General features: G+C 56.5%; 18 protein-coding genes. 10 read left to right on the top strand and 8 right to left on the bottom strand.

Annotated elements, in window-relative coordinates; all coding sequences use genetic code 11:
• The first annotated feature begins 6 nt into the window (after nt 1–6).
• From ACPXSQ_RS10895 to ACPXSQ_RS10910, 4 genes are read left to right on the top strand one after another with little or no spacing between them, the layout of a single operon-like run.
• Complete coding sequence (locus ACPXSQ_RS10895) at nt 7–1,059, top strand: ABC transporter permease (protein WP_426143674.1); 1,053 nt, start codon at nt 7–9, stop codon at nt 1,057–1,059.
• Nucleotides 1,059–1,751, top strand: a complete 693-nt coding sequence (alsE, locus tag ACPXSQ_RS10900) for a D-allulose 6-phosphate 3-epimerase (RefSeq protein ID WP_015699768.1) — start codon at nt 1,059–1,061, stop codon at nt 1,749–1,751. The genes ACPXSQ_RS10895 and alsE overlap by 1 nt, the downstream gene beginning before the upstream one ends.
• Nucleotides 1,748–2,644, top strand: a complete 897-nt coding sequence (alsK, locus tag ACPXSQ_RS10905) for an allose kinase (RefSeq protein WP_088900722.1) — start codon at nt 1,748–1,750, stop codon at nt 2,642–2,644. Before alsE ends, alsK begins: the two co-directional genes overlap by 4 nt.
• Nucleotides 2,641–3,600 carry a ribokinase gene (locus ACPXSQ_RS10910; protein WP_015699767.1) on the top strand — a complete coding sequence of 320 codons (960 nt, stop codon included), beginning with the start codon at nt 2,641–2,643 and terminating at the stop codon, nt 3,598–3,600. Before alsK ends, ACPXSQ_RS10910 begins: the two co-directional genes overlap by 4 nt.
• 44 nt (nt 3,601–3,644) lie before the next feature.
• On the opposite strand, the gene nudK is transcribed toward ACPXSQ_RS10910, so the two are convergent.
• The 3 genes from nudK to ACPXSQ_RS10925 form a co-directional block, all read right to left on the bottom strand.
• Complete coding sequence (gene nudK, locus ACPXSQ_RS10915) at nt 3,645–4,223, bottom strand: GDP-mannose pyrophosphatase NudK (protein ID WP_013026669.1); 579 nt, start codon at nt 4,221–4,223, stop codon at nt 3,645–3,647.
• A gap of 155 nt (nt 4,224–4,378) precedes the next feature.
• Nucleotides 4,379–5,851, bottom strand: coding sequence for an L-asparagine permease (gene ansP / locus ACPXSQ_RS10920; RefSeq protein WP_014605303.1), 1,473 nt, complete (start codon nt 5,849–5,851; stop codon nt 4,379–4,381).
• 272 nt (nt 5,852–6,123) lie between these two features.
• A complete protein-coding gene (locus ACPXSQ_RS10925) occupies nt 6,124–6,396 on the bottom strand; it encodes a DUF1471 domain-containing protein (RefSeq protein ID WP_013026671.1) in 273 nt (90 codons plus the stop codon).
• A 253-nt stretch (nt 6,397–6,649) separates the two neighbouring features.
• Here ACPXSQ_RS10925 and narQ point away from each other — a divergent pair, with 253 nt between their 5' ends.
• The 3 genes from narQ (at nt 6,650) to acrD (ending at nt 12,442) form a co-directional block, all read left to right on the top strand.
• Nucleotides 6,650–8,338, top strand: coding sequence for a nitrate/nitrite two-component system sensor histidine kinase NarQ (gene narQ, locus ACPXSQ_RS10930; RefSeq protein ID WP_426143678.1), 1,689 nt, complete (start codon nt 6,650–6,652; stop codon nt 8,336–8,338).
• Nucleotides 8,339–8,527: 189 nt separating this feature from the next.
• Nucleotides 8,528–9,160: a response regulator gene (locus ACPXSQ_RS10935; protein ID WP_013026673.1), complete on the top strand. Its 633-nt coding sequence runs from the start codon at nt 8,528–8,530 to the stop codon at nt 9,158–9,160.
• A gap of 165 nt (nt 9,161–9,325) precedes the next feature.
• Nucleotides 9,326–12,442, top strand: coding sequence for a multidrug efflux RND transporter permease AcrD (gene acrD / locus ACPXSQ_RS10940; RefSeq protein ID WP_014594274.1), 3,117 nt, complete (start codon nt 9,326–9,328; stop codon nt 12,440–12,442).
• A gap of 129 nt (nt 12,443–12,571) precedes the next feature.
• Here acrD and ypfM read toward each other — a convergent pair whose 3' ends face one another.
• The gene (gene ypfM / locus ACPXSQ_RS10945) at nt 12,572–12,706 is read right to left on the bottom strand and encodes a protein YpfM (RefSeq protein WP_022623485.1); all 135 of its coding nucleotides are present in this window, start codon (nt 12,704–12,706) and stop codon (nt 12,572–12,574) included.
• A 312-nt stretch (nt 12,707–13,018) separates the two neighbouring features.
• On the opposite strand from ypfM, the gene ACPXSQ_RS10950 reads away from it, so the two are divergent.
• Genes ACPXSQ_RS10950 through ACPXSQ_RS10960 form a run of 3 tightly spaced genes read left to right on the top strand, consistent with a single transcriptional unit; the run spans nt 13,019 to nt 14,727 of the window.
• Nucleotides 13,019–13,387: an ArsC family reductase gene (locus tag ACPXSQ_RS10950; protein ID WP_014605300.1), complete on the top strand. Its 369-nt coding sequence runs from the start codon at nt 13,019–13,021 to the stop codon at nt 13,385–13,387.
• A gap of 1 nt (nt 13,388) precedes the next feature.
• Complete coding sequence (dapE, locus tag ACPXSQ_RS10955) at nt 13,389–14,516, top strand: succinyl-diaminopimelate desuccinylase (protein ID WP_013026676.1); 1,128 nt, start codon at nt 13,389–13,391, stop codon at nt 14,514–14,516.
• Between the two features lie 22 nt (nt 14,517–14,538).
• Nucleotides 14,539–14,727 carry a YpfN family protein gene (locus ACPXSQ_RS10960; RefSeq protein ID WP_013026677.1) on the top strand — a complete coding sequence of 63 codons (189 nt, stop codon included), beginning with the start codon at nt 14,539–14,541 and terminating at the stop codon, nt 14,725–14,727.
• A 35-nt stretch (nt 14,728–14,762) separates the two neighbouring features.
• Here the strand turns inward: ACPXSQ_RS10960 and ypfH are convergent, their stop codons facing one another.
• The 4 genes from ypfH to purC form a co-directional block, all read right to left on the bottom strand.
• Nucleotides 14,763–15,443 carry an esterase gene (gene ypfH / locus ACPXSQ_RS10965; protein WP_014605298.1) on the bottom strand — a complete coding sequence of 227 codons (681 nt, stop codon included), beginning with the start codon at nt 15,441–15,443 and terminating at the stop codon, nt 14,763–14,765.
• Between the two features lie 73 nt (nt 15,444–15,516).
• Nucleotides 15,517–17,484 carry a tRNA(Met) cytidine acetyltransferase TmcA gene (locus ACPXSQ_RS10970; protein WP_426143681.1) on the bottom strand — a complete coding sequence of 656 codons (1,968 nt, stop codon included), beginning with the start codon at nt 17,482–17,484 and terminating at the stop codon, nt 15,517–15,519.
• On the bottom strand, nt 17,481–18,344 hold the full coding sequence (gene ypfJ / locus ACPXSQ_RS10975; RefSeq protein WP_014594278.1) for a KPN_02809 family neutral zinc metallopeptidase: 864 nt from the start codon (nt 18,342–18,344) through the stop codon (nt 17,481–17,483). The genes ACPXSQ_RS10970 and ypfJ overlap by 4 nt, the downstream gene beginning before the upstream one ends.
• Before the next feature lie 131 nt (nt 18,345–18,475).
• Nucleotides 18,476–19,189 carry a phosphoribosylaminoimidazolesuccinocarboxamide synthase gene (gene purC, locus ACPXSQ_RS10980; RefSeq protein WP_014605296.1) on the bottom strand — a complete coding sequence of 238 codons (714 nt, stop codon included), beginning with the start codon at nt 19,187–19,189 and terminating at the stop codon, nt 18,476–18,478.
• Nucleotides 19,190–19,314 lie beyond the last annotated feature (125 nt).

Raw genomic sequence — 19,314 nt, forward strand, 5'->3', positions numbered from 1 at the left:
GCACACATGAAACCTTTATCTGCGTTGAAACCTGACGGTACCAATACCGGCCTGCTGCTGCTCATCGCCTTTGCGCTGGCGCTGTTCAGCATCCTGCTGCCCGGCCGTTTTTTTACCGATTCCACCTTTCTCAGCATGGCCTTTCAACTACCTGAGCTGGGCTTGCTCACCCTGGCGATGTTTATTGCCATTCTGAGTGGCGGATTAAACCTGGCGATTATTACCATCGCCAACCTGACCAGCCTGTTCATCGCCTGGGTGCTACTCGGCATGTTGCCAGACGGGGCGGGAACCGGTCAGCAGCTGGCCTGGCTGCTGCTGGCGGTGCTGGGTGCCATGTTGATTGCTGCACTGATTGGCCTGATCACCGGCGTGATGGTAACCCGCATCGGTGTCCATCCCATTCTGGTGACCCTGGCCACCATGATTACCCTCAACGGCATCGGCATCTGGCTGACAAAAGGCGCCGCGGTGAGCGGCATGCCGCCGGTGGTGCGCGCACTGGGCGCCGACACGCTGCTGGGCATTCCTCTGCCGCTGTGGGTCTTTTTCGTGGCCGCGGCGCTGCTGGCGGTGTTCCTGGGGAAAACCCGTGCAGGTAAGTGCATCTATATGGGCGGTAGCAACATTAATGCCACCTGGTTTAGCGGAATTAATACGCATCGCATGATCGTGCTGGTGTATGTGATTTCCAGCCTGCTATGCGTGCTGGCGGGGCTGGTCATGATGGCGCGATTTAACTCTGCGCGTATGGGCTATGGCGATGCGTACCTGCTGCTGACCGTGCTGGCCATTATTCTTGGCGGCACCGATCCCAACGGCGGTTTTGGCCGTGTGACCGGCGTCGTGCTGGCGCTGATTGCCCTGCAGATCCTCTCAACTGGCTTCAACCTGATGAATATCAGCCAGCACGTCAGCCTGGCGATGTGGGGCGCAGTGCTGATTGTGGTGCTAGCCGTGAAACAGGGTAAAGCCCGACTCAATGAACGCCGTGCCATGAAGCGCAGCAAGCGCCTGAGTGCGGTACTGAATCCTCTGACTGAGAAAAAGGAAGTATGATGCGAATTCAAATCTCCCCGTCGTTGATGTGTATGAACCTGATGGAGATCAAGCAGCAGTTGGCTGTGCTGAACACCCGCGCTGACTTCCTGCATGTTGATATCATGGATGGTCACTACGTCAAAAATATCACGCTCTCACCGTTCTTTATTGAGCAAATTCGCCCGCACACGCCAGTGGCTATCGATGTGCATTTGATGGTTGAGCAGCCCACCGATTTTATTGAGGCAGTCGCCAACGCCGGAGCGGACTATATTTGCCCGCACGCAGAGACGATCAATCGGGATGCCTTCCGGGTGATCAACCTGATTCGCAGTTTGGGGAAAAAACCGGGCGTGGTATTGAACCCCGCCACGCCGGTGTCCTTTATTCATCATTACCTGCATCTGCTGGATAAGATCACGGTGATGACGGTGGATCCGGGTTATGCCGGGCAACCCTTCATACCGGAAATGGTGGAGAAGATTCGGGCACTCAGTGCGTTAAAACGCGCCCACGGCCACCACTATTTGATTGAGATCGATGGCTCCTGTAATCAACGCACTTATCGCACCCTGCTGGAAGCCGGAGCGGAAGTGCTGATTGTCGGCACCTCGGGCCTGTTCAACCTGCATGACGATCTCTCCACCGCCTGGACAATGATGCGCGACAGTATTGATGCCGCGCAGGGACTGGCGCAGGAGTCTGCATGAAATCACGCTGGCTTGGCATTGATATTGGCGGCACCAGTACCCGTTTGCAGCTGATGGAAGAAGGCCGGAACTGGTGCGGCTTCCGTAAAGTGCCGACCGCCAGTTGGTCGCAACAGGCGGATGCGCTGGTCGCGCTTGGGGATCTGATTTGCGAAACGCTGGAGGCGCAGCCGGTAAGCGGGGTGATGCTTGGCCTGCCCGGCATTCTCAGCCGTGACCGCCAGCAGGTGATCTCGCTGCCCTTTATTCAGGCGCTGGATCAACAACCCGTCGTGGCACGGCTCAGCGCGCGCCTTGGTGTACCGGTTGCCATGGATAAAGATGTGAACCACCTGATGCTGTGGGATCTGCTGCAGCTGGAGACGTTACCCAATAATGCCGTGGGGTTATATCCCGGCACCGGTCTGGGTAACAGCCTGTGGCTGGAAGGCCGCTTTTATCATGGTCATCATGGCGGCTCAGGCGAGCTGGGCCATATTCCGCTGGCGAACAACGACCTGCCCTGCCCGTGCGGCAACCGGGGCTGTGCCGAAACCCTGATATCCGGTCACTGGCTCAGCACCTGGGCGGCAGCACAACAGCCGGATACGGGGATTTCGCAACTCTTTACCCGGCATGGCGATCACCCTGATCTGCGGGCGTTTGTGCAGCGGCTGGCACAGCTGATCGCCAGCGAAATGAACATTCTGGATCCCGAGTACCTGATTCTGGGCGGTGGCGTACTGTCGATGGCGGATTTTCCCTTGGTGCAGTTGCGCAGCGCCATTCAGCAACATCTGCGACCGCCTGTTACGCGCCAGGGTTTAAAAATCGTTTTCAGCCATGCAACCGATCACACGGGCTGTCGCGGTGCCTGTCTGGCCGCCGAGCGCTGTTTTGGAGGGAAAAAATGAAAGGCAAAGTGTGCGTGTTCGGTTCCTTCAACCTGGATATCGTGGCAGGCATGGCCCGCTTTCCGCTACCGGGTGAATCGTTAATTGCCCAGCACAGCATGATGGGGCCCGGCGGCAAAGGCGCGAATCAGGCCACCGCCGCGCTTCGTGCGGGCGCCCGGGTGCACTACATCGGCAAAGTGGGCAACGACGACTTCGGCATATTTGCCCGCCGGCATCTGGAAAAAACCGGCTTTGATGCCATTACGCTGTTCACCTGCAAAGAGAAACCCACCGGCAATGCGTTGATTTACGTGGCCGGTAATGACGCTGAGAATATGATTTCTGTTTATCCTGGGGCGAATCTCACCGTCAGCGCAGCGGAAGTGACGCGCTGCAGGCCGACTGTTGCCGCGGCGGATATTTTGCTGGTACAGCTGGAAAATAATCTGAGCGCGATTCAGCGCATGATCGATCATGCCCGGGCGGCAAATACCTTTGTCATCCTTAATCCGGCACCGTTTCAAAAAATCAGTGACGCTCTGCTGGCAAAGGTCGATCTGCTGACGCCCAACAGTACCGAAGCCATGCTGCTGACCGGCGTGAAGGTCACGGACCTCGCCAGCGCCCGGCAGGCCGCCCTTGTGCTGCACCGCAAGGGCGCACGTCAGGTAATTATTACCCTGGGTACGGCGGGGGCCTTACTGTCTGACGGGCAACAGCTGCTGCATATTCCGGTGTTTCCCGCCACGCCGCTTGATACAACCGGCGCGGGCGATGCCTTTAACGGTGCGCTGGCTGCCCGGCTGGCCGCCGGCGTTTCTCTGGAACAGGCTGCACTGTTCGCCGCAGCGTTTGCCTCCCTGTGCGTTGAACGACAGGGAGCCGCTCATGCTATGCCCGCTTATGCCGATGCACTGGCACGCCTGCAGGCGCACCCGGAATGCGTGGCCGAAAGCGTGCTGGCCTGCGCGTAACATTCAGGCAGAGGCGCCTGGTGGCGCGTCTGCTCTGTACTCCATCAGAGCGTGAGCCAGCCTGCAATAAGCGCATGCTGCAATAACATAATGGTTTTGCCATCGCGGATGCGCCCCGCTTTCACCCACTGCATGGCCTCAGGAAACGTGATTTCCAGCACGTCGATGGCTTCATCCTCTACGCCGCCGCCCGCATTTTCCCGCAGCGCGTCGTGGTATTCAGCCGCAAAGAAATGCACCAGCTCGGTCACGCCGCCCGGCGACATGTAAACCGAATAGAGGGTTTCCACCTCGCCCACCGCATAGCCGGTTTCTTCAATGGCCTCTTTGCGAATGCAGTCTTCAGGCGAGTCATCATCCAGCAAGCCTGCACAGGCTTCAATCAACATACCGTCTTCATTACCGTTAACGTAGGTGGCAATGCGGAACTGGCGCGTCAGTACCACGCTGTTCTTGTCACGGTTATACAGCAGAATGGTGGCACCGTTGCCGCGGTCGTAAACTTCACGCTTGTGACGCACGAGTTCGCCCCGGTTGTCGGTAATCTCATAAGTGATATTACGCAGGACAAACCAGTTCTCTGACAGCAGCTTATCTTTGATGATGTTGATCTTGAAGGACATGGACGCTCCGCAGCGACAGGAAGGGAGCCTGAGATAATAGGACGTACGTTAAAAGAAAACTATCTGAATTACGGGCCTTGCGCACGTCATCGTCCATCCTCACAGGCAAAAAAAATGCCAGCACGCTGGCTGGCATTCTATGCGAAACGTCTCGGTTACGACGATTTACCGTCGTGCTCGTGATGATCGTGTTCGGTCGCTGCGATGGCGTTCACACGCTTACGCACGCCAAACCAGCCCAGTACCAGAATCACCGCAATCAACGGAATGGAGGCGATAGTATAGGTGCCGTTTGGATAGTCGAACGCCATCAATACCAGTACGCTGAACAGGAACAGCAGCGTCAGCCATGAGGTAAAAGGCGCGCCTGGCAGCTTGAAGCTGACGTCGTCTGCCTTGCCTTCTTTGATCGCTTTACGCAGGCGTAGCTGGCAAAGCACGATAAAGCCCCAGGAAGAGATAATGCCGAGTGACGCCACGTTTAATACGATCTCAAACACCTGAGACGGCACATAGTAGTTAAGCACCACGCCGATGATATAGACGCCGACGGTCACCAGAATCCCGGCATAGGGCACCTGCTGGCTGCTCATTTTAGACATGAACTTCGGTGCGGAACCGCCCATCGACATTGAGCGCAGAATACGGCCCGTCGAGTAGAGACCGGAGTTCAGGCTGGATAACGCCGCACTCAGCACCACAATATTCATAATGCTGCCAATGTAAGGCACGCCCAGCTTAGAGAAGAAGGTCACAAACGGACTTTGCCCAGCCTGGTAGGCATTCCACGGCAACAACATCACTAACAGCACCACGGAACCGACATAGAACAAACCAATACGCCAGATAACGCTGTTGATCGCCTTCGGCAACATGGTTTCCGGATCTTTACACTCGCCTGCTGCCGTACCGACCAGTTCAATCGAGGCGAAGGCAAATACGACGCCCTGCACCAGCACCAGCGCCGGCAACAGACCGTGCGGGAACAAGCCGCCGTTATCCGTGATCAGGTGGAAGCCGGTTGCATTTCCATCGAGCGGTTTACCCGTGCCGAGGAACACGACACCGACAACCAGGAAAATGACAATCGCCAGCACTTTGACCAGCGCGAACCAAAACTCCATTTCGGCGAACCACTTTACGCCGATCATGTTCATGGTACCGACAATCGCCAGCGCCCCTAACGCAAATACCCACTGCGGCACATCACCAAACGCGCCCCAGTAATGCATATAAAGCGCAACGGCAGTGATATCCACAATCCCGGTCATGGCCCAGTTAACAAAGTACATCCAGCCCGCCACATAAGAGGCTTTCTCGCCCATGAACTCACGAGCATAGGAGACAAAGCTTCCGCTGCTGGGACGGTGTAAAACCAGTTCGCCCAGTGCGCGCAGGATGAAGAATGAGAAGATACCGCAGACCAGATAGATGATGGCGAGGGCCGGACCTGCCGCCTGTAAACGGGCGCCTGCGCCCAGAAACAGCCCCGTACCGATGGCTCCCCCGATGGCAATCATCTGCACGTGACGATTGCCCATGGCCTTCTTATAGCCGGAGTCGTGGGAATTGAGCCAGCGTCGTTTCGCAGCGCGCATGTCCGCTGCGGATTTCTTTGTAGATTTCATAGCCTTCCTGTTTGTCCTGACCATAAGTCATAGCGCATCCAAACGATTGCGTTCAGCACTGCGAAATGGGTTGTCTTCCTCTGTGCGTCCGCCTGTGAGTTTACGGAAAGCGGCGCGGGAATTTACGGCGATGAATCCTAACCGTTATGTAACATCGAAGCAAAATATACCGAGGGGATATGCGGGACGATTTGTAAAAAATTTTTCTGAGATCACAAAAAAACCGGCCATTGGCTGGCCGGTAAACACTACAGGGATGGAATAGAGAGGGTTTAGCGGTAAATCTCTGCGGTGCCGGTCCAGAGGCTGGAATCACCCGGCGTGTTCACACCGATGACCCGGAAGTGGCTGGCGCCTTCGGCTTTCGCCTGTTGTGAAAGCTGGCGAGTCACATCGTCAAGTGAACCATTTACGCTGGAAACAGAGACGCTGCCGATTTTTTGCAGATCCTGTGCCTCGCGTTGGTCCACCGCCGTGGCGGCCAAGGTAGAAAATGACGCAGTGGCCAACAGGGCGGCGGTGAGGTAAGCAGGTAATCGTTTCATAAATACTCCTGTACTCGCGTTGGTCGCTGTGGTTAAACACGTTATTGATTATTGGCGAGACAATGCAAGGCAACCTTTGTGAGTTGTAAAGCTGTGCGAGTAATGGTCGGTCTGACGTCGGGATTCCTGGGAAACGTCAATCCGGGTGAGTAAAGCTGCTGAACGGTCTCATTTCGGGCTATTTCATGACAGGTCGCCTGGCGTCCTCTGCCACCTCATTTATCCTTCCCTGTTACTGAAGGGGTTATTTGCTGTGATTGTTAAACGCTCTGTTACCCGAAGTATTGCGCAGTCTTTAACGCTGATTGTGTTGCTGGCTTTGCTGACAACCGGTCTGGCTCTGCTCACCCTTTCCAGCAGCCTGCGTGACGCGGAAGCCATTAATCTGGCCGGTTCGCTACGGATGCAGAGTTACCGGCTGGCCTGGGATGCCAGGCTGGAGCCTCGCCTGCTGGTAGCGCATCTTGCGCAGTTCCAGCACACCCTTGATGCCCCCGTTTTACAAGGCCTCGACCGCCCCTGGGTGCCACATAAAGTTATTAACCACTATCAACGTTTGCGCGCGGGCTGGCCGGAGTTAGCTCAGCATCTTGATGCCGATGCAGCAGAAGCCTGGCAGCTTCAAATGCCCGTCTACGTGGGGGAAATTGACCGCTTTGTCCTGGAACTGCAGCGTTATGCTGAACTGAAAATGCGGGTGGTGGCGATCAGTAGCCTGACGGGCCTGGTGGCGATCGTGGCGCTGGCGTTGATGACGATACGCTTTACCCGTCAGCAGGTCGTTAAGCCGCTGAACGCGCTGGTCACCGCCAGTCGTTATGTGGAAAAGGGCAATTTTGCGTTCCCGCCTCTGCACGTCCAGCAGCAGAATGAACTTAAGGTGCTGTCACACACCTTCAGCAGCATGGCCGCCCAGTTGCACGCGCACTATCAGCTCCTGGAGCAGCGGGTCCGCGATAAAACCCGGGATCTGACCCAGGCAAACCGCACGCTTTCGCTGCTCTATCAGAGCTCTCAGATTTTAGCGCGCGGCCCCCTGCATCCGGCTCTGTTCAACAGCGTGTTGGCCAGCGTGCTTGCCAGAGAAAAGCTTGCGTTTATCCGCCTGGAAGGCGAGCAGTTTACCTTTGAGTCCGGGCAAATCGCCCCTTCTCAGGCCTGGCATCAGTTACCCTTGCAGCAGGGCGATCACCCTATTGGCACCCTGCACTGGCAAACGACCGTTACGACGCCGCCTGTAGCATTAATGCAGAGCCTGGCGGCAATGCTGGCCCGGTCAGTCTGGATCTGGCAGACCCAAAAACAGCAGCAGCAGATGCTATTAATTGAAGAGCGCGCCACCATTGCACGCGAGCTGCATGATTCGCTGGCTCAGGCACTGACCTACCTGCGTATTCAACTGACGCTGCTGCGGCGCACTGTCGATGCGCGCGATAGGGCAGCACATGACATTATTGCCGAATTCGATCTTGCGCTGGCCGAAGCTTACCGTCAGCTCCGTGAGTTGCTTGCCACCTTCCGTTTAACGATTGAAAAATCCGATCTGATGGCCGCACTGCACGCAATGATCGCCCCCTTGCAGAAGCAGTCTGAGGCCGACATCCATTTCACCTGCCAGCCAGGGCTTGAGGCGCTGGATGCTCAACAGCAGGTACACGTACTCCAGATTGCCCGCGAGGCGCTGCTTAACGCCATTCGCCATGCAAATGCACAGATGATTACCCTCGACTATCAGCACACAGATGAAGGCGAACATATACTGAGCGTGACGGATGATGGTATTGGGATCGGCACGACAGAGGAACCGCAGGGGCATTACGGGCTGACGACCATGACGGAGCGGGCTGAACGGCTAGCCGGATCCTTACAGATTACGGCACAGCCACGCGGAACACGTGTCACACTGCGTTTTCCATCGCGTCCGGCGCTGCCGCGTGAGTAGTGCTGTTGCCCGCCATTGTGTATTTTAATAACATCCTGAGATCATACAAGATGTGGCAGATCAACACCTGAAGGCAGAATTAACCATTACAATCAACATTCTGCGCATCACCATTCTGGAACGGTCTGGAAAGCCGATCGTTCGTACTGCCCGTACCGCCGTCTGACATCCAGTGCACAGGGAGCTAACATGGCACAACCTGCTTTAACCATTATGATCGTGGACGATCATCCCCTTATGCGCCGGGGCATCCGCCAGCTACTGGCGCTGGAGCCGCAGTTGCAGGTCATCGCTGAAGCCAGTAACGGGACTGAAGCGCTGGCGGAAGCCCGCCGTCTGACACCGGATATCATCCTGCTCGATCTCAACATGAAAGGGATGTCAGGGCTGGATACGTTAAAAGCGCTTCGTCATGAAGGCATCAGCTCACGTATTCTGGTGCTGACGGTCTCTGACGCGCGCAGCGACATTTACGCCCTGGTGGATGCAGGAGCGGACGGCTATTTACTCAAAGACAGCGAACCCGAAATCTTGTTGCGCCAGATCATGCAGGCCCTACAGGGTGAGACGGTGTTTAGCGATGCGGTAAGGCACGCTCTGTCCATGCGACATAACAGTGACGATCCCTTCCGCTTGCTGACCGAACGCGAACGCGGCGTGATGCAGGAAGTGGCGCGGGGCTTGTCTAATAAAGACGTGGCTCATGCACTTCATATCTCGGAAGAAACGGTGAAGGTCCACATTCGTAATGTCCTGCGCAAACTTGATGTACGTTCACGCGTTGCTGCAACAATTATGTGGATTGAGCGCCGAAACAGTTGATAAAAAACGCGCAAACTTACACATTCTCTACAATTTCTCCACTTTTCAAACCCGCCTCGCACGTAAAGTAGAGTCCTACCCGTGCGTGGTTTGCGTGGATTTTTCCGTGCGTCACGCGCTGCATCGCTCATATTAATAATAAAAGCAGTGAGGAGTGTCGGTTCAATGTCGAATTTCTTTATCGACCGCCCAATTTTCGCCTGGGTTTTGGCTATTTTATTGTGTCTTTGCGGCACGCTCGCCATTATTTCACTTCCTGTTGAGCAATATCCCGATCTCGCCCCGCCCAACGTGCGTATTACCGCCACTTATCCCGGCGCCTCAGCGCAAACGCTGGAAAATACCGTCACTCAGGTTATCGAACAGAACATGACCGGTATCGATAACCTGATGTATATGTCCTCCAACAGCAGTAATACCGGCCAGGCGCAAATCACCCTCACCTTTACCGCGGGTACCAATCCTGATGAAGCCCGTCAGCAGGTTCAGAATCAGTTGCAGTCGGCCCTGCGCCAGTTACCTCAACCGGTGCAGTCACAAGGGGTGACCGTCAATAAAACCGGCGACAGTAACATTTTGATGGTGGCGTTTGTCTCAACTGACGGCAGCATGAACAAACAAGATATTGCTGATTATGTCGCCAGTAATATTCAGGAGCCCTTAAGCCGTATTGATGGGGTGGGTGAAGTGGATGCCTACGGTACGCAATATGCTATGCGCATCTGGCTCGATCCCTACAAGCTAACCGCCTATGCCCTGACCACCGATGATGTGGTCAATGCGATCAAATCCCAGAATACCCAGGTTGCAGTGGGCCAGGTGGGCGGGCTACCGGCCGTCAATAATCAGGCGCTGAACGCCACGGTGAACGCGCAGGCGATGCTGCAAACCCCCGACCAGTTTAAAGCGATTACCCTGAAGAATAATCCCGATGGCTCCGTGGTGACGCTAGGTGATGTCGCAACGGTGGCGCTCGGCGCTGAAAAATACGATTCCCTCAGCCGCTATAATGGCCAGTCCGCCTCCGGCCTGGGCATAAAACTGGCCTCCGGTGCCAACGAGATGAACACCGATAAACTGGTGCGGGCGCGGCTGGATGAATTATCACACTATTTTCCGCACGGGCTGGAAGCGAAAATCGCGTATGAAACCACGCCCTTTGTTAAAGCCTCTATCACCGACGTGGTCAAAACCCTGCTGGAAGCTATTCTGCTGGTATTTGGCGTGATGTATCTGTTTATGCAGAACTTCCGGGCCACGTTAATCCCTACCATCGCGGTGCCCGTCGTGCTGCTTGGCACCTTTTGTGTGATCTTTGCCTTCGGCTACAGCATCAACACCCTGACCATGTTCGCTATGGTGCTGGCGATAGGCCTGCTCGTGGACGATGCGATTGTGGTCGTGGAGAACGTTGAACGTATCATGAGCGAGGAAGGGATCTCGCCGCGCGCTGCCACCCGCAAATCGATGGGGCAAATCCAGGGGGCACTGGTCGGAATTGCGCTGGTACTCTCCGCTGTATTTATTCCTATGGCCTTTTTTGGTGGCACCGTCGGGGCAATCTACCGCCAGTTTTCGGTGACTATTGTCTCCGCCATGATCCTGTCGGTGTTGGTCGCGATGATCCTGACACCCGCCCTGTGTGCCACGCTGCTTAAGCCCATCGCCAAAGGGGAACATCACGGCGAGCGCGGCTTCTTTCGCTGGTTTAACCACCATTTCAACCGCAACGCCGACCGCTATCAGCGTGGTGTCGCCCACATTCTGCGCACGGGCGGCCGCTGGCTGCTGTTGTATGTGGGGATTATTGGCATCATGGCGTTCCTGTTTCTTCATCTGCCTTCGTCTTTTCTGCCCCAGGAAGATCGGGGCATGATTTTGACCCAGGTCCAGCTTCCCGCCGGTTCCAGCATGAATCAGACCTCGGCGGTAGTGGCAAAAGTGGAAAAGTACTACCTGACGAAAGAGAAAGATAACGTGCTGTCGGTCTTCTCAACGATCGGTTCCGGCCCCGGCGGGAACGGGCAGAACGTCGCGCGTCTGTTTATTCGTTTGAAAGACTGGGGTGACAGACCCGGGGCCGATCGCACGTCGTTCGCCATCATTAAGCGCGCCGGAAAAGCGTTCAAACACATCAATGAGGCCACGGTCATTGCGAGCAGTCCGCCGGCGATTACCGGTCTGGGCAGCTCATCGGGCTTTGACCTGGAAATACAGGATCATGGCGGCATCGGGCATGACAAGCTCATGGCGATGCGCGACATGCTGCTCGACAAGGCCAGCAAAGATAAGCTCCTGTCCCGTGTCCGTCATAACGGCCTTGATGACAGCCCGCAGTTGCAAATTGATATCGATGAGCGCAAAGCCCAGGCGCTGGGCGTATCACTGGATACCATTAACGACACGCTAGCCACTGCCTGGGGCTCAAGCTACGTGAACGACTTTCTGGATCGTGGACGGGTAAAAAAAGTGTATGTGCAGGCTGATGCGCCCTACCGCATGCTGCCCGGCGATGTCGATAAATGGTACGTGCGTAACAGCAGTGGCACCATGGTGCCCTTCTCGGCATTTGCCACCAGCCGCTGGCAAACCGGTTCACCGCGTCTGGAACGCTATAACGGCTACTCCTCCCTGGAAATCGTGGGGGAAGCCGCAGAGGGCGTGAGTAGCGGTACAGCGATGAATGAAATGGAGAAACTGGTCGAATCCCTGCCGCTTGGCGTGGGTTTCCAGTGGACGGGAGCATCCTATCAGGAGCGGTTATCGGGCTCTCAGGCACCCGCGCTGTACGTGGTTTCACTGCTGGTTGTCTTCCTCTGCCTGGCAGCTCTGTATGAAAGCTGGTCGATCCCGTTCTCTGTCATGCTGGTCGTCCCGCTTGGCGTGATCGGTGCGCTGATTGCCACCTGGACGCGCGGGCTGGAGAACGACGTCTATTTCCAGGTGGGCTTGCTGACCGTGGTCGGGCTTTCGGCCAAGAACGCCATCCTGATTGTCGAGTTTGCTAACGAGCTTAACAGTAAGGGAGGTGAACTGATTGAATCGACGCTGGCGGCGTCACGCCAGCGCCTGCGGCCGATCCTGATGACGTCGCTGGCCTTTATCTTCGGTGTGCTGCCGATGGCGATCAGCAGCGGCGCAGGCTCCGGCAGTCAGCATTCTGTGGGAACGGGCGTGATGGGCGGGATGATTTCTGCCACGATTCTGGCCATTCTGTTTGTGCCGCTGTTCTTTGTGCTGGTGCGTCGCCGCTTTCCCCTGAAAGAGAAGCATCGGGACTGATTAACCCGCTTTCCTGACGGCGCCTCAATCAGGCAAAAAAAACGGCCTCTGTTCGCAGCGGCCGTTTTATTCGTGTGTGTGGTCAGAATTACAGCAGAGGGGAAAGTGCCCTGCTTTTCTCCTCACGTGTTACTTGTTGCGTAACATCGCTTCGATGAATTCTTTCCAGTTCCCCATTTCGGTGTCAATCATAGAACCCTCTCTTATTGTAGTGGCAATATTACGCCTTTTTTTTCGCCTGGTGAATACGTTTACACCTGTCATTACTATCGGCAAAGGCGACAAAAAGCTGAGTATTTTCTGATTTGCTGGCTGACGCACACTTCAGCAAGGGCCTAAGCTGACAGGTTTTAATGCGGTTTTGACCAGGACGTAGCCTAAAAATCACAATTAAGGAAATTCTTAATTCCGAAATGATAAACCGCGAAATCATTAGAGGCAAAACTGAAACCGTTTACCCCCGACGGGAAACGCCTCTGTGCAGGGTATTTTTCGATACAGGCGCGATCGGGCGGATGCTGCATCAGATCACACTATGGTAAACTCCAGAGCTAATTTTAATGACAGGAGCAGGCGATGAGCGCGCAGTGGGTCATGTTTGGGATTAAAAATTGCGACACGATTAAAAAAGCACGTCGCTGTTTAGAGGCGGCGGGCGTGGACTATCGCTTCCATGATTATCGTGCTGACGGCCTGACCGGTGACCAGCTGCAGCAGTTTATCGACGTACTGGGCTATCAGGATCTGCTCAACACGCGCGGCACGACCTGGCGTAAGCTACCCGAGGCAGAGCGCGAGGCCGTCACCGATGCCGCCAGTGCAAAAGCGCTGATGCTGGCCCAGCCTGCTATCATCAAGCGCCCTGTCCTGCGCGCACCCGACGGCTCGCTGCTGCTGGGCTTCAGCGAATCTCTTTACCAGAATCGTCTTCAGGAGAAGTCATAATATGTTTTGTCCGGTCATTGAGCTGACGCAGCAGCTTATTCGTCGCCCTTCTCTCAGCCCCGATGACGCCGGATGTCAGGCGCTGCTGATCGCACGCCTGGAAGCGATAGGTTTCCACATCGAAACCATGAACATCAACGACACGCTGAATTTCTGGGCCACGCGCGGCGAAGGCGAAACCCTGGCGTTTGCCGGCCACACCGATATTGTTCCCCCGGGCGATGCCAGCCGCTGGATTAATCCCCCGTTTGAACCCACCATCCGCGACGGCATGCTGTTTGGGCGAGGTGCAGCAGATATGAAAGGATCGCTGGCCGCCATGGTTGTTGCCGCCGAGCGGTTTGTCGCCGTTCATCCTCATCACAAGGGGCGTCTGGCCTTTTTAATTACGTCTGACGAAGAAGCCAGCGGCGCGAACGGAACGGTAAAAGTGGTTGAGCGCCTCATGGCGCGTAACGAGCGTCTGGATTATTGCCTGGTCGGAGAACCTTCCAGCAACGAAGTCGTGGGTGACGTCGTGAAAAATGGTCGTCGTGGCTCCATCACCGCGAACCTGACCGTGCATGGCGTACAGGGCCATGTAGCCTATCCGCAACTGGCGGATAATCCCGTGCACCGTGCTCTGCCGGCGCTTAACGAGCTGGTCGCCACGGAATGGGATCAGGGTAACGCCTTTTTCCCGGCCACCAGCATGCAGATCGCCAACATTCAGGCGGGAACCGGCAGTAACAACGTCATCCCCGGCGAGCTGTTTGTGCAGTTCAACTTCCGTTTCAGTACGGAACTCACCGATACCCTGATTCAGCAGCGTGTCGCAGAACTGCTGGACCGCCATCAGTTGCGTTACACCATTGAGTGGAAGCTTTCCGGCCAGCCATTCCTGACCTCACGCGGCAAGCTGGTTGATGCCGTGGTCAACGCCGTTACGCACTATAATGAAATTAAGCCGCAGTTGCAGACTTCTGGTGGAACCTCTGACGGACGTTTTATCGCTCGTATGGGCTCGCAGGTGGTGGAACTGGGTCCGGTGAATGCCACGATTCACAAAATTAACGAATGCGTGAAAGCATCAGACTTACAAATGCTGAGTCGGATGTATCAACGCATCATGGAACAATTGATCGCCTGACAGCGAGGGAAGGAGCGGGCCTATGGAGTTTATTAAAGATTACTGGTGGATCCTGGTGATCCTGCTGATGGTGGGCGTGTTAATGAACGTCTATAAAGATCTGAAACGCATCGATCATAAAAAATTTATGGATAACAAACCCGATCTCCCGCCTCATCGTGATTTCAACGACAAGTGGGACGAGGACGACAACTGGCCGAAGAAAAAATAACGGTCATGCGCCCCCGCCATCGCGAGGGCGCGCGGTTACATCATCATAATGACATCGTCATCGCCAGGTTTTGCCCCGCCTGAGGCTTCATCGAAGTAACGTTTCGGCACGGTATACTGCAAATGATGCAGCGCAAAATCCATGCTGCGCTGATCGATGGCATGCGCCAAATCCTCTACGATATTCAGCGTGACATCACCGCCTAGCGCGGTTAAACGCTGTTCCGCCTGTTGCGCCTGCATCAGCGGGATATGGTCATCATAATCACCATGGATCAGATGCACGGTAGTCCGCGTGCTGGCCTTTTCCGGTAGCGTCACAAAGCGACCGCTAAAGGCAACCGCCCGGCCAGCCAGATCGTCGTGGGCTTTGATGCCTTCCAGCACCATGCTGGCCCCCTGTGAAAACCCCACCAGTGCCGTGGCTTCGGGACGCACCCCGCTTTTCTGCTGCCAGTGACGCACCGACTCGACAAACTGCGGCATGCTGCTGTCTACACAGGCCTGCTCGCTTTTATCATGCAGGCCGGCTTCGTTAAACCATTGACCGCCCGGCCCCGGCGATCCCACCGACACCACCAGCGCCGCCGGAAACGTTTTAGCAAACCAGCTGCCAATTTGGCCCATCGCGTCGGGATTGTCCCCCACGGCATGATAAAGCAGAAACAGCTGGGCAGCCTGAGTGGGCTGCTGAACAATTACATATTTCAGTGTCATATCGACCTCCTGCGACTACTCTACGCCCCCGGGCGCAGGATGATAGTGGGAATATTTGAATGTCTTGGTGGATTTATTGCAATTGCTCACGCAACGCTTCGCCTTCTCTGCCGGGTAACGCCAGTAGCGCAGCGGCGGCTTCAGCGCGTAAGGCCGTAATCAGCATCTTGCGTCCGTTGAGCCGGGCAGACTGAGCCAGTTCAGCCAGGCTGGTGTCAGCGTTCACCGCCTGTCGCAGGAGCGGCAAAGGCTGCTGGCTGATGCCAACCAGCCGCTGAAGTACCGCCAGGCTTGCTTCCAGCGGGCGTTGCGCCCAGGCAAAACCGGCGGCCAGCCAGGCATCGCGCCGGGTAAACGCGTGGTCACAGGCTGCCGGTAGCGGCAGGTCCAGCGGAATGTGCGGTCTGAGCAGCGGCCAGTCACGGGCCAGGCTTCCCTCCGCCTTCTGCTGCAGCGCTTTGCCGGCCGTCGTCAGCCCCAGCACGGCCATCGCCGCATAACAACCGCTGCTGGCTTCTCGCTGACTGCCAATTCGCGCCAGCGTAAAGCCACAGGCTTGCCAGAAAGCCCAGAGAGGTTCAGTGTAGCCAAAGCTGACCGAGAGGTAATCATATCCGGCGGCATCCGCGCAGGCGGCGGCCACCAGTTGCTGGCCGATTCCCCGGCGGCGCGCAGGTGCGGCAATGGCAATCCGGCTAATTCGCAAGGCGCGCAGCGTGGCGGCTTCCGTCAGCCCGGCGTGCGCGGCCAGCGACTGCGCCACCAGATTACCGCGAGGCCGCCTGTGGCCCGCCCATACCGCTTGCGCCAGTTCATCCGTCAGCCCGCCCTCTTCTACCAACCATAGCGCGCCCTGTAGCGCCGGAACCTCGCCCGCCAGCCACAGATGCATGCCTGGCGCATCCAACAGGCGACGCAGATCCAGCGGTGAGGTGCGGTAATGCGCACTGGTCAGCAGTTGGTAAGCCGCCTGCTGGGCGGCGAAATCAGACGCATCTGCTCGCCGGGGCGCACGCTCCTCCAGGGACGGGGTTTCAGCGGCATCCTCAAACAGCAGAACCCGGTTGAGCCAGTGTTCCAGGGGATCGTGGCGAGCCCAGCGTAACGGTTCGTCCAGCGTAAAGTAGCGCACCTGCTGCAGCTCAGCGCAGAACTTGAGCATAAAGCCACGGCCGCTGCCTTCGTAACCCTGAATGGTCGTTACCAGCAACACGCGCGGGAAACGTGCTACCAGCGCATGGAGCAGCGGAGCGGGAATGGCCGCGGCTTCATCCACGATGAGCCAGTCAAACTCGGGCTGGTCGGGCAGCGCCAGAATCGCATCCGGTGCCATAAACCGATAATGTTCTCCGGCGAAAGAGGCTAACACTGTGGTGGTAATTTTTGCCGGTGCGGTTACCAGGCAGCGCGTATTCTGTCGCGCCAGCATGCCTGCGAGCGCCGATTTGCCTCTGCCGCGCGCGGCGGTGATGACCGCCACGCCAGCAGAAAAATGCGTCAGCTCTTGCAGAATGCTTTGCTGCTGACTCGCGGCCTGACAGTGCCAGGCCGGCCGAGACGACCAGTTGGGCAGCGCGAGCGGCTGCGGCTGCTGATGCAACAGCGCCTGCTGATCGTCTTCCGTCAGGCGTTGCAGGTGATGGACAAAATGGGGCGTGGCAATCGGCTCGCTGACATCAGCCCAGCGCAGGCTGTCCGCATCGGGCTGCTGCGCCCAGCGCGCCCAGGGGGGCACTAACAGAAGCAGCCAGCTACCGGCCGTCAGCGTTCCGGCCAGCGCCGCCAGCGCCTCGGCATGGAACCCCTGGCGGGCATCAAACACGGCATGATGGAATTCACGCCCCAGCAGCGTACGAAATGCGGTCGGGGCGCAGTGCGTGCCGGTTTCCGGTGGGTTATCGCTCAGCCACAGCCAGTCGCCTTCCAGCGTCTGGCTCCATGAGAGCGCGGTGTCCCGGCACCAGTCGGCTTCGCCGCCGATCACGGCCAGCCGCCGTATACCGGCGGCCTGCATGGCACAGGTCGCTGCTTTCAGGTTCATCCTTTAAGAGCAAAGGTGTCGCACTGGCCAGGGTTACCGCTGTCGAATCCGCGTTTGAACCAGGTATACCGCTGCGCGGACGTACCATGCGTAAAGCTGTCCGGCACAACCCGGCCCTGGGTTTTCTGCTGCAGACGATCGTCACCAATGGCTTCGGCTGCGTTTAACGCTTCCTGTAAATCCCCCACTTCGAGGATTTTTTCCTGTTCCATATAGTGGCCCCAGACGCCCGCAAAGCAGTCGGCCTGAAGCTCCATTTTCACGGACAGTTGATTAATCTGAGTCTGGCTGGCCCCCTGCTGCATCTGACGTACCCGGGGTTCAATGCCCAGCAACTTCTGCACATGGTGGCCGACTTCATGCGCAATGACATAGCCCTGGGCAAAATCGCCGCCTGCCCCAAGCTTGTTTTTCATTTCGTCATAGAATGACAGATCGATATAAACAGTCTGGTCTGCCGGGCAGTAAAAGGGCCCCATAACAGACTGTCCGGTGCCGCAGCCGGTGCGCGTAGCGCCGCGATACATCACCAGCTTCGGCGGCGTATACTGTTTGTTCATCTGTTTGAACAACTTGTCCCAGGTGTCTTCGGTTGTCGCCAGCATGACCGACGTAAACTTTGCCGCCTCATCCTGATTCGGGTTGGCGGTGCGCTGCTGCTGTTGGTTGCCCGATGTCACCTCGCCCCCGGTCAGCAACGGGGTCAGGTCATAACCGTAATAACCCGCCACCGCGACCAGAATCAGCATGATAATGCCCGCCTTGCCGCGTGGCAGAGGAATGCGTCCTCCCCGGTTACCGGATGACTGATTACGGCGATCTTCGACATTGTCGCTTTCGCGACGTCCTTGCCAGCGCATGGTTTTTGCTCCCTGTGGCGTATTAACTCAGATGGCATGATTTTAGATGCGTGACGGCGCAATCACCAGCTTTACACCAAAATGAAAAAGGAGAGCCTGCGCTCTCCTTTTCGTGACCTGCTGAGCGTTACTCAGTCAAGTTTGACGCCCAGGCGACGGGCTACCGCTTCATAGGCTTCAATCAGGCCACCCAGGCTCTGACGGAAACGGTCTTTGTCCATTTTATCCAGGGTTTCTTTGTCCCACAGGCGCGCACCATCGGGTGAGAATTCGTCCCCCAGTACCACTTCGCCGTTGAACAGGCCAAACTCCAGCTTGAAGTCCACCAGAATCAAACCTGCCTTATCAAACAGATTGCTCAGTACGTCGTTGGCTTTATAGGTCAGCTCACGCATACGGGCCAGATTCTCTTTGCTGACCCAACCAAAGGTTTCGCAGTAAGATTCGTTAACCATCGGATCGTGTTTAGCATCGTCCTTCAGGAACAGGTCGAACAGCGGCGGGTTCAGCACAATCCCTTCTTCGACGCCAAGACGCTTCACCAGCGAACCGGCCGCACGGTTACGGATTACGCACTCGACCGGGACCATGTCCAGCTTTTTCACCAGCGCTTCGTTATCTGACAGCAGGGCTTCCATCTGTGTCGGGATGCCCGCTTCCTGCAGCTTCGTCATGATGAAATGGTTGAACTTGTTATTCACCATGCCCTTGCGATCAAACTGCTCAATGCGGGCGCCGTCGCCTGCTGATGTATCGTTGCGGAATTCAAGTATCAGCAGATCCGGGTTATCGGTGCTGTATACGGTTTTCGCTTTACCGCGATACAACTCAGCTCGCTTTTGCATCTTATTTAACTCCAAACATGAAAGATCCGGTTCTGAGGCAGGCATTTTGCGTTGATTGCCGTGACGCAATCGATTACCTCGTCTCGCGCTATTATGCCAAAAAACGAAATAAAAAGGCCGGAGAA

It is taken from the genome of Pantoea sp. EEL5 (assembly GCF_049892805.1).
In the GTDB taxonomy this organism is placed as follows: domain Bacteria; phylum Pseudomonadota; class Gammaproteobacteria; order Enterobacterales; family Enterobacteriaceae; genus Pantoea; species Pantoea ananatis.

What these genes read in the sequence shown, in the direction of transcription:
- ACPXSQ_RS10970 (WP_426143681.1), bottom strand. Translation starts at nt 17,484, where the DNA reads ATGAACCTGAAAGCAGCGACCTGTGCCATGCAGGCCGCCGGTATACGG.
- alsK (WP_088900722.1), top strand. Translation starts at nt 1,748, where the DNA reads ATGAAATCACGCTGGCTTGGCATTGATATTGGCGGCACCAGTACCCGT.
- ypfH (WP_014605298.1), bottom strand. Translation starts at nt 15,443, where the DNA reads ATGACACTGAAATATGTAATTGTTCAGCAGCCCACTCAGGCTGCCCAG.
- ACPXSQ_RS10960 (WP_013026677.1), top strand. Translation starts at nt 14,539, where the DNA reads ATGGAGTTTATTAAAGATTACTGGTGGATCCTGGTGATCCTGCTGATG.
- ansP (WP_014605303.1), bottom strand. Translation starts at nt 5,851, where the DNA reads ATGAAATCTACAAAGAAATCCGCAGCGGACATGCGCGCTGCGAAACGA.
- dapE (WP_013026676.1), top strand. Translation starts at nt 13,389, where the DNA reads ATGTTTTGTCCGGTCATTGAGCTGACGCAGCAGCTTATTCGTCGCCCT.
- ACPXSQ_RS10895 (WP_426143674.1), top strand. Translation starts at nt 7, where the DNA reads ATGAAACCTTTATCTGCGTTGAAACCTGACGGTACCAATACCGGCCTG.
- ACPXSQ_RS10925 (WP_013026671.1), bottom strand. Translation starts at nt 6,396, where the DNA reads ATGAAACGATTACCTGCTTACCTCACCGCCGCCCTGTTGGCCACTGCG.
- ypfM (WP_022623485.1), bottom strand. Translation starts at nt 12,706, where the DNA reads ATGACAGGTGTAAACGTATTCACCAGGCGAAAAAAAAGGCGTAATATT.
- ypfJ (WP_014594278.1), bottom strand. Translation starts at nt 18,344, where the DNA reads ATGCGCTGGCAAGGACGTCGCGAAAGCGACAATGTCGAAGATCGCCGT.
- alsE (WP_015699768.1), top strand. Translation starts at nt 1,059, where the DNA reads ATGCGAATTCAAATCTCCCCGTCGTTGATGTGTATGAACCTGATGGAG.
- ACPXSQ_RS10910 (WP_015699767.1), top strand. Translation starts at nt 2,641, where the DNA reads ATGAAAGGCAAAGTGTGCGTGTTCGGTTCCTTCAACCTGGATATCGTG.
- acrD (WP_014594274.1), top strand. Translation starts at nt 9,326, where the DNA reads ATGTCGAATTTCTTTATCGACCGCCCAATTTTCGCCTGGGTTTTGGCT.
- nudK (WP_013026669.1), bottom strand. Translation starts at nt 4,223, where the DNA reads ATGTCCTTCAAGATCAACATCATCAAAGATAAGCTGCTGTCAGAGAAC.
- purC (WP_014605296.1), bottom strand. Translation starts at nt 19,189, where the DNA reads ATGCAAAAGCGAGCTGAGTTGTATCGCGGTAAAGCGAAAACCGTATAC.
- ACPXSQ_RS10950 (WP_014605300.1), top strand. Translation starts at nt 13,019, where the DNA reads ATGAGCGCGCAGTGGGTCATGTTTGGGATTAAAAATTGCGACACGATT.
- ACPXSQ_RS10935 (WP_013026673.1), top strand. Translation starts at nt 8,528, where the DNA reads ATGGCACAACCTGCTTTAACCATTATGATCGTGGACGATCATCCCCTT.